Annotated in this window: 12 protein-coding genes; 3 read left to right on the top strand and 9 right to left on the bottom strand. The window is 64.7% G+C overall.

The features are described 5' to 3' along the window. Positions 1 to 11: 11 nt before the first annotated feature. Together HHL25_RS18660 and HHL25_RS18655 are read right to left on the bottom strand one after the other, a co-directional pair. Positions 12 to 1,499, bottom strand: coding sequence for a carnitine 3-dehydrogenase (locus HHL25_RS18660; protein ID WP_169594490.1), 1,488 nt, complete (start codon positions 1,497 to 1,499; stop codon positions 12 to 14). A gap of 81 nt (positions 1,500 to 1,580) precedes the next feature. Further along, positions 1,581 to 2,483 (bottom strand): BKACE family enzyme, encoded by a 903-nt coding sequence (locus HHL25_RS18655; RefSeq protein ID WP_169594489.1) that lies wholly within the window; start codon positions 2,481 to 2,483, stop codon positions 1,581 to 1,583. A 111-nt stretch (positions 2,484 to 2,594) separates the two neighbouring features. Here HHL25_RS18655 and HHL25_RS18650 point away from each other — a divergent pair, with 111 nt between their 5' ends. Then, positions 2,595 to 3,584 (top strand): GlxA family transcriptional regulator, encoded by a 990-nt coding sequence (locus HHL25_RS18650; protein WP_169594488.1) that lies wholly within the window; start codon positions 2,595 to 2,597, stop codon positions 3,582 to 3,584. Between the two features lie 27 nt (positions 3,585 to 3,611). On the opposite strand, the gene HHL25_RS18645 is transcribed toward HHL25_RS18650, so the two are convergent. Both HHL25_RS18645 and HHL25_RS18640 read right to left on the bottom strand, forming a co-directional pair. Beyond that, the gene (locus HHL25_RS18645; protein WP_169594487.1) at positions 3,612 to 4,358 is read right to left on the bottom strand and encodes an SDR family oxidoreductase; all 747 of its coding nucleotides are present in this window, start codon (positions 4,356 to 4,358) and stop codon (positions 3,612 to 3,614) included. Beyond that, on the bottom strand, positions 4,351 to 5,100 hold the full coding sequence (locus tag HHL25_RS18640; protein WP_169594486.1) for an SDR family NAD(P)-dependent oxidoreductase: 750 nt from the start codon (positions 5,098 to 5,100) through the stop codon (positions 4,351 to 4,353). The genes HHL25_RS18645 and HHL25_RS18640 overlap by 8 nt, the downstream gene beginning before the upstream one ends. 94 nt (positions 5,101 to 5,194) lie before the next feature. Between HHL25_RS18640 and ydiJ the strand changes: the two genes are divergently transcribed. Together ydiJ and HHL25_RS18630 are read left to right on the top strand one after the other, a co-directional pair. After that, the gene (gene ydiJ, locus HHL25_RS18635; protein ID WP_169594484.1) at positions 5,195 to 8,260 is read left to right on the top strand and encodes a D-2-hydroxyglutarate dehydrogenase YdiJ; all 3,066 of its coding nucleotides are present in this window, start codon (positions 5,195 to 5,197) and stop codon (positions 8,258 to 8,260) included. A gap of 51 nt (positions 8,261 to 8,311) precedes the next feature. Then, a complete protein-coding gene (locus HHL25_RS18630) occupies positions 8,312 to 9,043 on the top strand; it encodes a FadR/GntR family transcriptional regulator (RefSeq protein WP_169594482.1) in 732 nt (243 codons plus the stop codon). 69 nt (positions 9,044 to 9,112) lie between these two features. On the opposite strand, the gene HHL25_RS18625 is transcribed toward HHL25_RS18630, so the two are convergent. From HHL25_RS18625 to HHL25_RS18605, 5 genes are read right to left on the bottom strand one after another with little or no spacing between them, the layout of a single operon-like run. Then, the gene (locus tag HHL25_RS18625) at positions 9,113 to 10,798 is read right to left on the bottom strand and encodes a thiamine pyrophosphate-binding protein (RefSeq protein WP_169594479.1); all 1,686 of its coding nucleotides are present in this window, start codon (positions 10,796 to 10,798) and stop codon (positions 9,113 to 9,115) included. A gap of 21 nt (positions 10,799 to 10,819) precedes the next feature. Beyond that, positions 10,820 to 12,013, bottom strand: coding sequence for an NAD(P)/FAD-dependent oxidoreductase (locus tag HHL25_RS18620; protein WP_169594477.1), 1,194 nt, complete (start codon positions 12,011 to 12,013; stop codon positions 10,820 to 10,822). A gap of 8 nt (positions 12,014 to 12,021) precedes the next feature. After that, complete coding sequence (locus HHL25_RS18615) at positions 12,022 to 12,834, bottom strand: NAD-dependent epimerase/dehydratase family protein (protein WP_169594475.1); 813 nt, start codon at positions 12,832 to 12,834, stop codon at positions 12,022 to 12,024. 21 nt (positions 12,835 to 12,855) lie between these two features. Beyond that, positions 12,856 to 14,064 (bottom strand): pyridoxal phosphate-dependent aminotransferase, encoded by a 1,209-nt coding sequence (locus HHL25_RS18610; RefSeq protein WP_169594472.1) that lies wholly within the window; start codon positions 14,062 to 14,064, stop codon positions 12,856 to 12,858. After that, a complete protein-coding gene (locus HHL25_RS18605) occupies positions 14,061 to 15,728 on the bottom strand; it encodes a hydantoinase B/oxoprolinase family protein (RefSeq protein ID WP_169594470.1) in 1,668 nt (555 codons plus the stop codon). Before HHL25_RS18605 ends, HHL25_RS18610 begins: the two co-directional genes overlap by 4 nt. Between the last annotated feature and the right edge of the window lie 5 nt (positions 15,729 to 15,733).

Genomic DNA, 15,733 nt, shown 5'->3' with positions numbered 1-15,733 from the left:
GCGCTACGTCCTTATTTCTTCTGTCCGACCACGCGCCCGGCATTGGCCGGCAGCGGCAGACCGGCATGGGCGTCGATCAAAGGCTGCAGCCTGTCCTTGACCGCCGGCAGTGGCGGTACGACCTTGCCTTCCTTCGAGGCGACGTGAAGCATCAGGTGCTCGCAGCTCGCCAAGACTGCGTCATCGGCGACGCGGTGCAGCCACATGAAGGTGTGGAGCTTCTTGCCGTCGCAGGGGAGGATCTGCGCCTTCACGTAGAGCGCGTCGCCGAGCTTGGCCTCGTCGATCCACTGGTTGTGGGCCTCGACGGTGTAGTAGCTGTGGCCGGCGGCGACATAGTCCATGTCCACGCCGATCAGGCGCAGCAGCGCGTCGGCGCTGTCGGCGAAGCACTGGTTGTAGCGAAACTCGGTCATGTGGCCGTTGTAGTCGACCCAGGACGGATTGACCTTCGTGTCAAGCAAGCGGATTGGCTCGGCGCCGATCGCGGCTTCCGGCTTCGGTGCGTTCTCCCACAGATGCGCCTCGAACTCGGCCAGCAGCTTGCCCGAGCCCCAGCCCTTGCCGCCGTTGGCGCCCTTAAGGGCGTGCATGATGCCGACGAGGTTCTCGTCGCGGATGCGTTCCAGTTCGCGGATGCCGTATGCGCCTGACTGGGCGTCGGACTGGTTGGCGATCTTGTCGGTCAGTGCGTCATCGAGGTCGACGACGTCGGTCAGCTTGGTCCAGGGCCAGGAGAGGCAGGGACCGAACTGGGCGATGAAGTGGCGCATGCCCGCCTCGCCGCCGGCGATACGATAGGTCTCGAACATGCCCATCTGTGCCCAGCGCATACCGAAGGAATAGCGGATCACGTCATCGAGCGTCTCGGTGTCGCAGATATCGTCCTTGATCAGCCAAAGACCTTCGCGCCAGACGGCTTCGAGCAGGCGGTCGCCGACAAAGGCCTCGATTTCCTTCTTGAGGATGACGCCCTTCATGCCGATGGTGGCGAGCTTCGCCTTGGCATCCTCAAGGACTGCGGGCGAGGTCTTTTCTCCGCCGACCAGTTCGGCGAGCGGCAGGAGGTAAACAGGATTGTAGGGGTGGGCGACGAACATCCGCTCGGGGTGCTTCATGTCGCGCTGCAGCTCGGTAGGCAGGATGCCCGACGTCGATGAACCGATGAGAGCCTCGGGATCGGAAGCCGCATCGATCTGGGTGATGACGCCGCGCTTGAGGTCGATGCGCTCGGGAACGCTTTCCTGGATCCAGTCCGCGCCCTTTACCGCTTCCTCGATGCTCTTGATGAAGGTGAGCTTACCGCGCGGCGGCAGCGGCGCCATGGTCAGCATGGCATAGGCCCGCTCCGCATTGGCGATGACCTCGCCGACGATGCGCTCGGCTTCCGGGTGCGGGTCGAACATGTTGACGTCTATGCCGGAGAGCAGGAAGCGGGCCGCCCATGCTCCGCCGATAACCCCACCACCGATACAGGCTGCCTTGTTGATTTTGCTCATTTTTTCATTCCGCCTCAAAAGATCCCGTCGCCGGTCTTCCCATCCCGGACGGGCGGGAAGACCGTGCTCATTGCGAATGCGTCAGCGCTTAACCAGCTTGAGTTTCTCGCGCACCTCGGCCGGCCCGATGATCCGGGCGCCCATGCCCTCGACGACCCCGACGGCTTTTTCGACCAGTTGGGCATTGGTGGCAAGCTGGCCCTTGCCGATGTAGAGGTTGTCCTCGAGGCCGACGCGGACATTGCCGCCGGCGAGCACGGCGGCCGCGGGATAGGCGAGCGCATTGCGGCCGATCGAGAAGGCGGAAAAGGTCCAATTCGACGGCACGTTATTGACCATGGCCATGAAGGTGTTGAGGTCGTCGGGCGCGCCCCACGGAATGCCCATGCAGAGCTGGATCAGCACCGGATCCTCGATCAGGCCTTCCTCGACGAGCTGCTTGGCGAACCAGAGATGGCCGGTGTCGAAGGCCTCGATCTCGGGGCGTACGCCGAGATCGGTCATCATCTTGGCCATGGTGCGCAGCATGGACGGGGTATTGGTCATCACGTAGTCGCCGAGCGAAAAGTTCATCGTGCCGCAGTCGAGCGTGCAGATTTCCGGCAGGCATTCGGCGACGTGGGAGACGCGTTCGGTCGCGCCGGCCATGTCGGTGCCGTTCGGATTGACCGGGAAGGGGGCCTCGACATTGCCGAACACAAGGTCGCCGCCCATGCCGGCGGTGAGGTTCAGCACCACGTCGACATCGGCCGATCGGATGCGGTCGGTCACTTCCTTGTAGAGTGCGTTGCGGCGGCTTGCAGCGCCGGTTTCCGGATCGCGCACGTGGCAGTGGACGATGGCCGCGCCGGCCTTGGCCGCATCGATGGCCGACTCGGCGATCTGCTTCGGAGTGATGGGCACATGTTGCGACTTGGAGGTCGTGTCGCCCGCCCCGGTGACGGCGCAGGTGATGAAAACATCGCGGTTCATGGCTAAAGGCACGATCGGTTCTCCCTCGTTTGTTAGCGCTATTACGGGGCAGAATTTCTGGCAATGCTTTGCATTATCGGATATCTTTTGTACATTATCAGAAATTGATGGAGATCAATGCGCATGAGCGACCAAAGCCCGGCATCGACCCTGCTCGATCTGCTGGTCGTGCCGGAGACCAATCTCATCCTGGTCGCCTCCGTCATCGAGCCGCTGCGCGTCGCCAACCGGGTGAGTGGGCTGGAGCTCTATCGCTGGCGCATCTTCAGCCCCGACGGCCAGCCGATCGAAACCAAGAGCCAGATCCCGATCCCGGTCGAAGGGGCGTTCCGGCCGGACGCTGACAGTGCTCCGCTCTTCGTGCTGTCGAGCCACAACTGGCGGCGCTATGCGACCTCCGGGCTGAAGATGCAGATTGCGAGAGCCGCCCGTCACCGGACCATGATGGCGGGCATCGAATCGGGTTCATGGCTGCTTGCCGACACCGCACTCCTCGACAATTTCAGCGCCACCACCCATTGGGAGGACTACGAGGAGTTTGCCGCCGCCTATCCGCAGATCCGCGCGGTCCGGGAACGCTTCGTGATCGACGGGAAGCGGATCACGACGGGCGGCTCGCTGCCGACGCTCGACCTGATGCTCGAACTGATCCGCCGCCGGCATGGATATTCGCTCGCGCTCGAGGTTTCGCGCCAGTTCATCTATGAGCAGGGCGGTGTCAGCGGCGAGGCGACCGCGATGCCCTCGACCGGCAGCATCCGTCTTGCCGATCCCCGCGTCAGCCAGGCGATGCGGGTGATGGAGGAGTATATCGAGCAGCCTCTGCCGCTCGTGCGGCTCGCAAGGCGCGTCGGGGTCAGCGAGCGCCGACTGCAGTCGCTGTTCACGGCCGCGATCGGCGTTCCGCCGCATGTGCATTATCTGGCACTCAGGCTCAATGCGGCGCGCCGCAAGGTGATCGAGACGCGGCTGGCTTTTGCCGATGTCGCGGCGGCCACCGGTTTCAACTCCGCCTCGGCCTTTGCCCGAAGCTACCGTGCGCATTTTCGCGAGAGCCCATCGGAAACCCGTCGCCGCCTGAAGTTTTCAGGTGCGGGGACGGGTTCCGGCTGATGCCCGAAAGGGGCGGAACTGTCCGGCTCAGCCTTCGTGCTTGACCATCGAGCCGCCACCGGTCGCCTGGTCGGTCGGGAAGACTTCGACGCGCGCGACGTCGACGAAGGTCGGCAGTTCGATCACGTTGGCGATGATCGTGGCGATATGTGACGGCTGGATCGGGCGATAGCCGTCATAGAGCAGGGCCTTCGCCTGGTTGTCGGCGATCGCGGTGCGGTAGAGCTCCGTCTGAACCCGGCCCGGGACGATCTCGCTGACGCGAACCGAGGTTCCGAGCAGGTCGCAACGGAGATCATCGCAGAAGAGGCTGAGGCCGGCCTTGGACGGACCGTAAGCCGCCATCGACGGATAGGGTGCCTGCCCGCCGCTCGAACCGATGTAGATAAGATGGCCGCGCCGGCGGCTCACCATGCCGGGCAGGAAGGCGCGGGTCAGGTGCATCGGCGCCTTCAGGTTGATGTCGATCATCGCGTCGATCTCGGCCGGATCGATCTCGTGGAAGGTCGCCCGGGTTGAGAGGATCCCGGCATTGTTGACGAGAATGTCGACCTCGACGCCGGCGAGAGCCGCGACGATCGCCGCCGTGTCACGGACATCGGCACGGACGGGAACCGCGCCGCAGTCGGCGGCGAGGCTCTCAAGCGTGGCTTCGTTGCGGCCGATGGCGTAGACTTCCAGCCCGAGTTCGCGAAGCTTCACCACGGTCGCCTGGCCGATGCCGGAGGTCGCGCCGGTGACGACGGCGGTGCGATAGGCGCGCACCTCAGACATAGATGTAGCCCCCGCTGATCACGACGTTTTCGCCGGTCGCATAGGTGTTGCGGCTCGACGCCATCATGACGATCCACTCGGCCATCTCGGTCGGCTCGGCGGCCCGGCCAAGCGCGCTTGCCTTGGCCAGTTCCGGCAGGAAGCCAAGTTCCTTGGCGCGGTCGGTCGCAAAGCCTGCCGGCGCCACTGAATTGACCAGGATCTGGTCCTTTGCGCATTCCTGGGCGAAGGACTTGGTCAGGCTGACGACGGCCGCCTTGGTGGCGGCATAATGGGCGTTCTGCGGATGGGCCTTGAACGCGTCGACCGAGGTGACGTTGACGATGCGGCCGCTGACATGGGGCAGATCCACGAACTGGCGCATGTGCAGAACGGCGGCCACCATCATGTGATAGGTGCCCTTGATGTTGATCGCGTTTTCCAGATCCCAGTCGGCATCGGTGATCTCGAGGATCGGCTTGCGCGGATAGATCGCCGCGCTGTTCACCAGTGAATGCACGCGACCGAGCTGCTCGACGATCGATTCAAAACCGCGATGGGCGCTTTCGCCGACGGCAATGTCGGCGGTGGCTGTCGCCACTTCGGCGCCGAGATCGCGAAGTGCGGCCGCGGAGGTGGCGAGAAGCGCCTCGTTGCGGTCGATGAGACCGATCTTTGCCGCGCCATGAGCGACCATGAGCTTTGCGGTCGCAAGCCCCAGTCCCGATGCGCCGCCGACGATGACCGAAGTCTGGTCTTTCACTTTAATTCTCCGTGCCGATTGCGTTGTTTGAATGGTATGTTATCACTTATGTGCCAACTTTCAAGCAGCTCGCGATCTCTTTTCGGACCCGTCGATGATACCCCGGCTCGCCCATCCATCCCACGAAATTCTCCCGCGGTCCGACTTCGTCGAGTGCCTGGCAGAGCAGGGATTTCGCGGTGACATCGAGCTCGATCAGGCGGCAAGGACGGTTTTCTCCACCGACAACTCCATCTACCAGGTGAAGCCGGTCGGCATTCTCTTTCCCCGCGACGGCAACGATCTCAGGACGATTGCGCGGGTTGCCTCGCGCGCCGAGTTCGCTCGCGTGGTGCTGACCATGCGGGGCGGCGGCACCGGTACCAATGGCCAGTCGCTGACCGACGGTTTCGTCGTCGACTGTTCGCGCCACATGACCCGGATCCTCGAGATCGACCCCGTCCGCCGGATGGCCCGTGTCGAGGCCGGCGTCGTGAAGGACCAGCTGAACCGGGCGCTCGCACCGCACGGGTTGTTCTTTGCGCCGGAACTGTCGACCTCCAACCGGGCGACGATCGGCGGCATGGTCAGCACGGATGCGTGCGGCCAGGGATCCTGCATCTACGGCAAGACCAGCAATCATGTGCTTGGGCTACGGGTCGTGCTGGCGGACGGCTGCGAATGGTGGTCGCGGCGGCTCGATCCGCAGGCGCTCGAAGCGGCAATGGCCGGAACCGGCCGTGTCGGCGAGATCTGCCGGACACTCGACCGCATCGAGCGGGACAATCGCGCGTCGATCGAGAAGATTTTTCCGAAGCTCAACCGCTATCTCACCGGCTATGACCTGGCACATCTGCGGACGGAGGGCGGTGGGCTCGACGTCAATGCCGTGCTCTGCGGCTCGGAGGGTACGCTGGCGATGATCGCCGAGGCCGAGCTCAACCTGTTGCCGATTCCGACCTGCGCGGCGCTGATCAACATCCGCTACTCGAATTTCAATGCCGCGCTCGAAGATGCCCGCAACCTGGTGGCGCTGCAGGTGGCTTCGGTGGAGACGGTCGACGAGACGGTGCTCGGCCTCGCCAGGGGCGACTATGTCTGGCCGGAGATCGCCGCCTATTTCCCGGCGGACGGGCAGGGTTTCTCCAACGGCATCAACATCGTCGAGGTGCTCGGCGAAGATGCGGACGAGATCGAGCAAAAGATTGCCGCCGTGCTCGCAGGGCTCGAGGCGTTGCCGCTTGCCGGTCGTGGCGGGCACACGGTCGCCCGGACGCCTGAGGCGGTCGAGGCGATCTGGACCATGCGCAAGCGTGCCGTCGGCCTGCTTGGCAATGTCGAGGGACCGACGCGGCCGGTCGCCTTCGTCGAAGACACGGCGGTGCCGCCGGAAAACCTCGCGGCCTATATCCGCGAGTTCCGCGCGCTTCTCGACGCAGAAGGGCTTTCCTATGGCATGTTCGGCCATGTGGACGCGGGCGTGCTGCATGTGCGGCCGGCGCTCGACCTGACCCGGCCCGAACACGAACGCCTGGTCCGCCGCGTAAGCGACGCCGTCGTGGCGCTGACGCGCAAACATGGCGGCGTGCTCTGGGGAGAGCATGGCAAGGGCATGCGGTCGGAATACGTGCCCGAGGTGTTCGGACCGCTCTATCCGTGCCTGCAGGAGATCAAGCGGGCTTTCGATCCCCGCAACCAGCTCAATCCGGGCAAGATCGCATTGCCGGAAGAGGGAGAGTTGAAGCGGATCGATACGGTTCCGCTGCGTGGTGCCCTCGATCGCGCGATCGGCGCGGAGATCCGGGCCGCCTTCGACAATGCCGCCTATTGCAACGGCAACGGAGCCTGCTTCGATTTCAGCGAGACATCGCTGATGTGCCCGTCCTACAAGGGGAGCCGGGATCGCCGCCATTCGCCGAAGGGCAGGGCGTCGCTGCTGCGCGAATGGCTGAGGCTGCTTGCCCTTGCCGGCATCGATCCGCGGGCGGAAACGGAGCAGATACGCTGGACGCGCGGCCTGTCGGCATTTCTTGCGCGGGCATGGAACTCGCTGAGCCCAGCGAACCGTGACGATTTTTCCCACGAGGTGCGCAGGGCGATGGACACCTGCCTGTCGTGCAAGGCCTGTGCGGGCCAATGTCCGGTCAAGGTCGATGTGCCGGCCTTCCGGGCGAAATTCCTCGAGCTCTACCATGGTCGCTATCTGCGCCCGGTGAAGGATCCGCTGGTCGCGTCGATCGAAAAACTGTTGCCCTGGCTCGGTTCCGTGTGGCCCGCCTACAACGCCTTCGTCGGGAGCGGCGTCGGGCGTCGCCTCATGGGCTGGGCCGGCCTCACTGCGATGCCGACGCTCGGGCGCCTGTCCCTGAAGCGAGAGCTTCGGCGGCGCGGCGTGGCCTTCGCGACGCCGGAGCTTGTCTCGAACCTTTCCGCGAGCGAGAGAAACCGCGCCGTGGTCTTCGTGCAGGATGCATTCACCAGCCATTTCGACGGCGAGGTGGTGCTCGATGCGGTCGATCTCGCCCGTAAGCTGGGCTTCATCGTTTTCGTGTCTGAGCTGCGACCCAACGGCAAGGCGCTGCATGTTCACGGCTATCTGCGGCGGTTCGAGGAACAGGCGGCGCGCAACGCGGCCTATCTGGCGGCGATCGGTCAGCCGGGGGTTACGCTGGTCGGTCTGGATCCATCGATGACGCTCACCTATCGCGGTGAGTACACGCGGCTTCCGGGCGTTGCGACACTGCCGCCCGTGCTGCTTCCGCAGGAATGGCTCTCCTTCCATGCTGCAACCCTGCGGCCGCGCATTGCCGATGTCGGCGAGCGGCGCTTCCGGCTCTTTCTCCACTGCACGGAACGCAGCCAGGTTCCGGCCGCGGCGCGCCAGTGGATCGCCCTGTTCCGGGGATGGGGCGTTGAGGTCGTCGAGGCGCAGGTCGGCTGCTGCGGCATGGCGGGGACGTTCGGGCACGAGGTTCGCAACAGGGCGCTTTCGGAGGAGATCTATACGCTCAGCTGGAAGCCCGCCCTCGAGGGCGCCGCGGGAGGCGACGACGTCATGGCGACGGGTTATTCCTGCCGATCCCAGGTCAAGCTGATGGAGGGACGGGCTCCGCGGCATCCGCTGCAGGTTCTCAACGCACTGATACCGGACGGTGCCGGTTCCCTGTCGCTTGTGGCATGATATGTGATATGTGATGGCGGGTGCCATCCGGGAGAGAAGGGGAGACCGACAGTGTCCGTGATTACGCAGCGCGGCAACCTTGCCGAGATCGTGGTGGCGCAGCTGACCTCCCGCATCGATTCCGGTCTCTATCCACCGGGCGAGAAGATACCGTCAAGCGCGCAGCTTTGCGAGGAATTCGGCGTGAGCCGGACGGTGATCCGCGAAGCCTTGACCTCGCTCAAGGTTGCTGGACGGGTCATCACCCGCCAGGGGGCGGGCGTCTATGTCACCGACAAGGATGCAAAGACGCTCAATTTCGAGATCAGCCGGATCGAGGACATCCGCTCAGCCATGCAGATCCTCGAGCTGCGACTGGGCGTCGAGATGCAATCCGTTGCGCTTGCCGCTACCCGCCGCACGCCCGAGGCGCTGGCCGAGATCGCCCGCGCCTATGATCACCTGGACAACCTCGACAGCGACGACGCCGAAGTCGAAGCCCAGGCGGATTTCGAGTTTCACCTGGCGATCGCCAAGGCGACGCGCAACCCGCATTTCCCCCGCTTTCTCGAAGCGGTGATGGGCGAGATCAGCTTCGATCTGGTTCTGAAGCACCGCCAGTCGGCGCGCACCCACCAGAGCTATCTGAAGAAGATCAACAAGGAGCATGCGGCAATCCTTGCGGCGATCACCCAGGGCGATGCGAAGGCTGCCAAGAGCGCCCTTGCCGCCCATCTCGAGGAAAGCCTCAACCGCTACCGCGCCATGCTCGACGAGCCGGCGAGCGCGGAAGTCGCGGAATAGTCTGCGCGACCCGCACGACCGCTGCATTTTCCGCCGCCCGGCTGTCCGGGCGGCGTTTCGTCTTTTGGCCTACTTGCCGGCGGCAATCGCCTGGTCGCGGATCTGCGAGAGGCTCATTTTCACCGTCAGTGCCTCGGGGTCGATCCTCACTTCGATCAACGACGGCTTGCCGGAGGCTTCACACCGCTTGAAGGCTTCGGCGAAGTCTGCCGTCTTCTCGACGGTCTCGCCGTGCAGGCCGTAGGAGCGGGCGAGGGCGGCAAAATCCGGATTGGTCAGCTGCGTTCCGGAGACGCGTCCGGGATAGCTGCGCTCCTGATGCATGCGGATCGTGCCGTACATGCCGTTGTTGATCACGAGGAAGATGACGTCGGCGTCATACTGGACGGCGGTCGCGAGTTCCTGGCCGTTCATCAGGAAGCAGCCGTCGCCTGCGAAGGCGACGACGGTGCGGTTACGGTCGGCGAGCTTGGCGGCGATCGCCGCCGGGACGCCGTAGCCCATTGAGCCGTTGGTCGGTCCAAGCTGCGTGCGGAAGCTGCGATACTGGTAGAAGCGGTGCGCCCAGGCGGAGTAGTTGCCGGCGCCGGTGGTGAGGATCGCATCCTCGGCCAGATGGTCGCGAAGCCAGGCCATGACGTCGCCCATCTGTACGTCGCCGGGGGTCTGGGGATGTTTCAGATTTTCCAGGTAGTCGGCATGGGCCGCGGCGGTCCAATCCTTCCAAGCGGGCGCTGCGTCGGGCGTCAGGCGGCTCGCCAGCGACAGGAAGGCGCCGACGCCGGCGTTGATCGGCAGGGTCGCATGATAAACGCGGCCGAGTTCGTCCGAACCCGGATGCACATGGACCAGCGCCTGCTTCGGCACGGGAATGTCGATCAGCGTATAGGCGCCGGTGGTCATCTCGCCGAGCCGTGCGCCGATCGAGATCAGCACGTCGCAGTCCTTCATGCGCTGGATCAGCTTCGGCCCCGCCGCGAGGCCGAGATCGCCGGCGTAGTTCGGATGCGTGTTGTCGAAGAGGTCCTGGCAGCGGAAGGAAGCGGCGACCGGAAGCGCGAAGACTTCGGAAAAGGCGCGGAGATCGGCGACGGCCCGTGACGTCCATCCGCCACCGCCGGCAACCACCATCGGCCGCTTGGCCGTCTTCAGCAGTACCAGCAATTCGTCCAGCTGCCCGGGGCCGGGATAGGCCTCGACCCGCTTGTAGGCGGGGGTGTCGGCGACATCCACCAGATCGGTCAGCATGTCCTCGGGCAGGGCGACGACGACCGGGCCAGGGCGACCGTTGACCGCGCGATGGAATGCCTGGCTGACGAGTTCCGGGATGCGGGCGGCGTCGTCGATCTCGACGACCCACTTGGCCATCTGGCCGAAGACGCGGCGGTAATCCAGTTCCTGAAAGGCTTCGCGTTCCACCTGGTCGCGGGCGACCTGGCCGATGAACAGCAGCATCGGGGTGGAATCCTGGAAGGCGGTGTGCACGCCGACGGCGGCGTTGGTGGCGCCCGGGCCGCGCGTCACGAAGCAGATGCCGGGCCTGCCGGTCAGCTTGCCGTGCGCCTCGGCCATGTAGGCCGCCCCGCCTTCCTGGCGGCAGACGACCAGGTCGATCGCGTCGGCTGCGTCGTGCAGCGCGTCTAGCGCGGCGAGGTAGCTTTCACCCGGCACGCAGAAGACGCGATCCACGCCGTGAATCTTGAGTGCATCAATGAGCACCTGCCCGCCGGTGCGGGTGGTCCTGGTCGCTTCCATGGGGATCCCCAGATTTGAGTGTCAGATGACGGCGTCTTCGAGGAACGGCTCGTTCGCCACGACCCGCTGGTACCCGAAGGGTGAGAGGTCGAGTGTCCTGAAGGTCCCGTAGGTGATGAGTTCGCTGAGGCCGCGGCCCATGGCCGGCGACTGCTGCAGGCCATGGCCGCTGAAGCCGTTGGCGAACAGGAAGTTCTTCACCTCCGTATGCGGTCCGAGGATGACGTTATGGTCCAGCGTGCAGTAGTCGTAGTGACCGGCCCAGGAATTGACCACCTTGATCGCCTCGAAGGCCGGAACGCGCTCGGCGAGGATCGGCCAGATCTCTTCCTCGAATTCCGCATGCATGACGTCGAAGTCTTCCGGATCCACTTCGGGATCATGTCTCGGATAGGTCCCCATCAGGTAGAACTGGCCTTCCGGCCTGAAGAAGACACCGGTCGGATCGATGGTGAGGCCGACGACGCCAGGAAGCGGCGTCTTGCAGCTGACGACGAAGAGGGAACGGCGGCGCGGCTCGACCGGGATGTCGAGGCCGGCGAGCCGCGCCATCTTCTTGCCGCGGGTGCCCGACGTATTGACCAACGTGCCGCAGGCGATCGTCTGGCCGCCCTTCGTCGTCACGGAGACGATCCGGTCGCCCTCGCGGGTGATCTCGACCACCTCGTCCTCGATATATTCGACGCCGAGCGAACGGGCCTTCTTGCGAAAGCCGTTCATCAGCCCCGAACTGTCGAACCAGCCTTCGCCGCGCTCGCCGTAGCTGCCGAGGGTCAGGCCATCGAGGTTGAGCCAGGGGAAGCGCTGGCCGAGCGCTTCCGGCTCGAGCAGCGTGATCTCGGCGCCGCAGGCGACCTGCGTTTCATGGTTTCGCTCCAGAACGGCCCGGCCGCGAGCGTCGCCGGCGAGGAACAGATAGCCGTTCTCGTGGAAGCCGAGTTCCGGGGCGTCTCCGTCTACCGCCACATGCTTCGTGAACTCGCGGATGAATTCGGTGCCGAATTGCGAGATCTGCACATTGATGGCATTGGAAAACTGATGCCGGATCGAGCTCGACGACAGCGCCGTTGCCGAGCGTGCATAGGTCCAGTCCTTCTCGATGACCAGGATCGAGCCTTTGAAATCGGGATTGGACGCCAGGAAAAATGCGGCCGAGCTGCCGACGACGGCACCGCCGACGATCACCACATCATAGGAAGACTTTGAGGCCTGCATTTCTTGCCTCACTTCTTCTCGTCTTCGAAATGTCCGGCAGCGCAGAAGCTGCCGCCCTGGAAACGCACGGCCGGATCGTTCGGGTCGCCCTGCGTCGTCGAGGCGAAGACCTTTTCGCGGTAGTCGTCGGCGCTGTCCTGCGGCTTGTAGCCGAGCACGGCGGCCGTCCGGTTGTCCCAGAAGGCCTCGCTGTTGTTGGACATGCCGTAGGCGATCATGAAGCCGACGCGGGGCGCGGACAGGCACTTCTCGACCAGTTGGCGGCAATCGGCATAGGAGAGCCAGGTGATCAGATGGCGCCGATCGGTCGGCTCGGGAAAGCTCGAGCCGATGCGGATGCACACCGTCTCGATGCCGAACTTGTCGAAGTAGTAGCGGGCGAGGTTTTCGACGAAGGTCTTCGACACGCCGTACAGGCTGTCCGGGCGGGTCGGCACGGTGCCGTCGATCGTCTCGGTGCGCTCGTAATAGCCGATGGCATGCACGGAGCTTGCATAGACAATGCGCTTCACGCCGTGTTGGCGGGCGGCTTCATAGATGTTGTAGCCGCCGACGATGTTGGAGTTGAGGATCGTCTCCCACGGTCCCTCCAGCGGCTGGCCGCCCATGTGGACGATCGCATCGCAACCCTTGACGGCTTTCGAGACAGCCTCGAAATCGGACAGGTCGAGGGGGAAATCCTCTTCGTGGGCCTCGAGGTTTTCGCAAGGCCGGCGGTCGGAAAGGCGAACGGTCTTGCCGAGCTTCGTTCCGGATTGGCGCAGTTGCGTTCCGAGGGCGCCGGCCGCGCCGGTCAGAAGCGTGCATTGAAAGTCAGTCACGGGAGCAATCCTTGAAACCGGTTATCTGAGCTTGGAGAGGGCCTGGCCGACCCGCTCGACCGCAATGGAGAGATTTTCGCGCGAGGTCGCGAAGGAAAGGCGGATATAGGGCTCGACACCGAAGGCGGCACCCGGGACGGTTGCCACCTTGCCCTCGGTGAGCAGGTAGCTCGCCAGCTGCGTGTCCGTCTCGATCCGTGTTCCGTCGGGAGCCATCTTGCCGATATAGGCCTCGCATTTCGGGAACAGGTAGAAGGCACCTTCCGGCGCGCGCACGTCAAGGCCCGGGATCGCGGCAAAGCCGCTCGCGACGAGGGCGCCGCGGGCCTTGTACTCGGCAACCGCGGTCGTCACGAAATCCTGGGGGCCGTTGAGCGCGGCGGCGGCTGCGATCTGCGAGATCGAGGAAGGGCAGGTCGTGCTCTGCGACTGCATCTTGTTGAGCACCTTCGTCAGGCTCTTCGGACCGGCCGCATAGCCGAGCCGCCAGCCGGTCATCGCATAGGCCTTGGAGACGCCGTTGATGATCAGGGTCCGCCCCCGCAGCGAAGGGCAGGCGACGCCGAAGGAGACGAAGGGTACGTCGCCGCAGACGATGTGCTCGTAGATCTCGTCCGACATCACGCAGACATGGGGATGCCGTTCGAGCACCTCGCCGAGGGCCACGAGCTCGGCGGCCGAATAGATCGCACCGGTCGGGTTGGACGGCGAGTTGAACAGGAACCAGCGGGTTCTCGGCGTGATCGCCGCCTCGAGTTTCGCAGGTGTGAGCTTGAAGTCCTCCTCGACGCCGCAGGGAACGATCCGCGGCACGCCACCATGCAGGATGACGATGTCGGTGTAGGACACCCAGTAGGGGGCCGGCACGATCACTTCGCCGCCCGGTTCGAGCGTTCCGAGGAAGGCGTTGAACAGGATCTGCTTGGCGCCGTTGCCGATCGAGATCTCGTCCATCTCGAAGTCCAGGCCGTTCTCGCGCTTGAACTTCGCGACGATCGCGGCGCGCAGTTCCGGCAGCCCGTCGGGGCTGGTGTAACGCGTCTTGCCGCTCCGCATCGCCTCGATCGCCGCCTCGACGATGAAGGCGGGCGTGTCGAAATCGGGTTCGCCCAGCGAAAGGTCGATGACGTCTTCACCCTTCGCACGCATGGCCTTGGCCGCCATCGATACGGCCATCGAGGGCGAGGACTTGATGCTGGCGGCGCGGGCGCTTTCGAACGTGACGGTCATGCTTTCGGTCCTGAATTCTTCGCGGCTCCATAGTCCGCTGCCTGTTCGGCGGTGATGTAACCTTGTGCAAGGTCGTGGTCGACGGCTGCGGCGGGTCGCTCGGCCGGGTTGCCGTAACCGCCGCCGCCGGGAAGCTGCAGCACCAGCTTGCGGCCCTCCGGCACGAATTGCAGGCCCTTGCCCCGGAGTGTGGTTCCGTCGTCGAGCGAGACGGAGCCGGCCGCGCCTGCGCCACCGCCGTCACGTCCGCGGGCCGGATGGCCGAGACGGTCGAACATCGCCGAGAAGCGGAAGCTGTATCCCTCCGCGGCGGCAATCTCGATGGTCTGCCCGAGGCCGCCGCGCTGCGCGCCGGCGCCGCCCGAACCTTCGCGAAGCTCCTTGCGCCAGACGATGATCGGGCCGACATTTTCCGTCGCCTCGATCGGCATGGTGTGCACGCCGCTCGGGAAGGCGGTGGCGTTGAGGCCGTCGAGCGCGGGACGGGCGCCGGTGCCGCCGGAATTGAACATCAGGATTTCCGCGCCCTTGCCGCCGATCTGGTCGGCGACCGGACGGACGCTCATGTGCAGGTTCCAAAGGGCGCTCGCACCTTCTGCCGGCACCTGGCCGGGCAATGCCTGGTGAAGGGCGCCGAGCACCAGATCCGGAACGAAATGGCCGAGCACGTGGCGCACGGCGACCGGTGCCGGGCGCTTGGCGTTGAGGATGCAGCCTTCCGGCGCCACGACGTCGAAGGGGGCCAACGACGCCGCGTTGTTGGGGATCTCGGGCGCGACCACGCATTTGATGCCGTAGCAGGCATAGGCCTTGGCATAGACGAGCGGAACGTTGATGCCGAACTTGCTCATGCCCGAGGTGCCGTCGAAATCGACGACGACGCCGTCCGCGCCGATGGTCAGTTTCGCGGCGAGCTTCACCGGCTCGTCATAGCCGTCGAGATCGAGGCTGTAGGACCAGGAGCCGTGCGGCAGGTTGCGCAGGCGCTCCAGCGTGGCTTCCCGGCTGTGCTTCAGGATGAAGGAGCCGATCATGCCGAGGTCGTCGAGGTTGAACTCGGTCAGCATGTCGACGAGGCGGCGGTGTCCGGTCTCGTTGCAGGCGGCGAGCGCGTAGAGGTCGCCGACGACCTTGTCGTTTTCGCGCACGTTGTTCTTGACGATCTCGACCAGAGTCCGGTTGACCTGACCGCGCTCGAAGAACTTCATGATCGGGATGAACAGTCCTTCCTCATAGACTTCGCGCGCATCGGGACCGAAGCCGCGACCGCCGACGTCGACAACATGCGCGGTGGAGGCGAAGTAACCGACCAGCTTGCCGCGGTGGAAGGACGGAGTGACGATCGTGATGTCGTGCAGGTGGCCGGTGCCCTTCCAGGGGTCGTTGGTGATATAGACATCGCCCTCGAAGATGTTGTCGGGGCCGATGTCGTTGATGAAGTGGGCGACCGATTCCGCCATGGCGTTGACGTGGCCGGGCGTGCCGGTGACGGCCTGGGCGAGCATCTGTCCTTTCAGGTCGAAGACGCCGGCGGACAGGTCGCCCGCCTCGCGTACGCTGGTCGAAAACGCCGTGCGGATCAGCGTCTGGGCCTGTTCCTCGACGACCGAGATGAGCCGGTTCCACATCACCTGCATATGGATGTCGATCATGGACTGGTTCATGGCAG

It is taken from the genome of Rhizobium terricola (genome assembly GCF_012927355.1).
Classification (GTDB): Bacteria; Pseudomonadota; Alphaproteobacteria; order Rhizobiales; family Rhizobiaceae; genus Allorhizobium; species Allorhizobium terricola.
The sequence above is the reverse complement of the archived record's forward strand: the minus strand, read 5'-3'. Positions and strand labels throughout refer to the sequence as shown.

Coding starts and splice junctions, on each gene's coding strand:
- HHL25_RS18660 (WP_169594490.1), bottom strand. CDS start 1,499: ATGAGCAAAATCAACAAGGCAGCCTGTATCGGTGGTGGGGTTATCGGC.
- HHL25_RS18650 (WP_169594488.1), top strand. CDS start 2,595: ATGAGCGACCAAAGCCCGGCATCGACCCTGCTCGATCTGCTGGTCGTG.
- HHL25_RS18645 (WP_169594487.1), bottom strand. CDS start 4,358: ATGTCTGAGGTGCGCGCCTATCGCACCGCCGTCGTCACCGGCGCGACC.
- ydiJ (WP_169594484.1), top strand. CDS start 5,195: ATGATACCCCGGCTCGCCCATCCATCCCACGAAATTCTCCCGCGGTCC.
- HHL25_RS18625 (WP_169594479.1), bottom strand. CDS start 10,798: ATGGAAGCGACCAGGACCACCCGCACCGGCGGGCAGGTGCTCATTGAT.
- HHL25_RS18620 (WP_169594477.1), bottom strand. CDS start 12,013: ATGCAGGCCTCAAAGTCTTCCTATGATGTGGTGATCGTCGGCGGTGCC.
- HHL25_RS18610 (WP_169594472.1), bottom strand. CDS start 14,064: ATGACCGTCACGTTCGAAAGCGCCCGCGCCGCCAGCATCAAGTCCTCG.
- HHL25_RS18605 (WP_169594470.1), bottom strand. CDS start 15,728: ATGAACCAGTCCATGATCGACATCCATATGCAGGTGATGTGGAACCGG.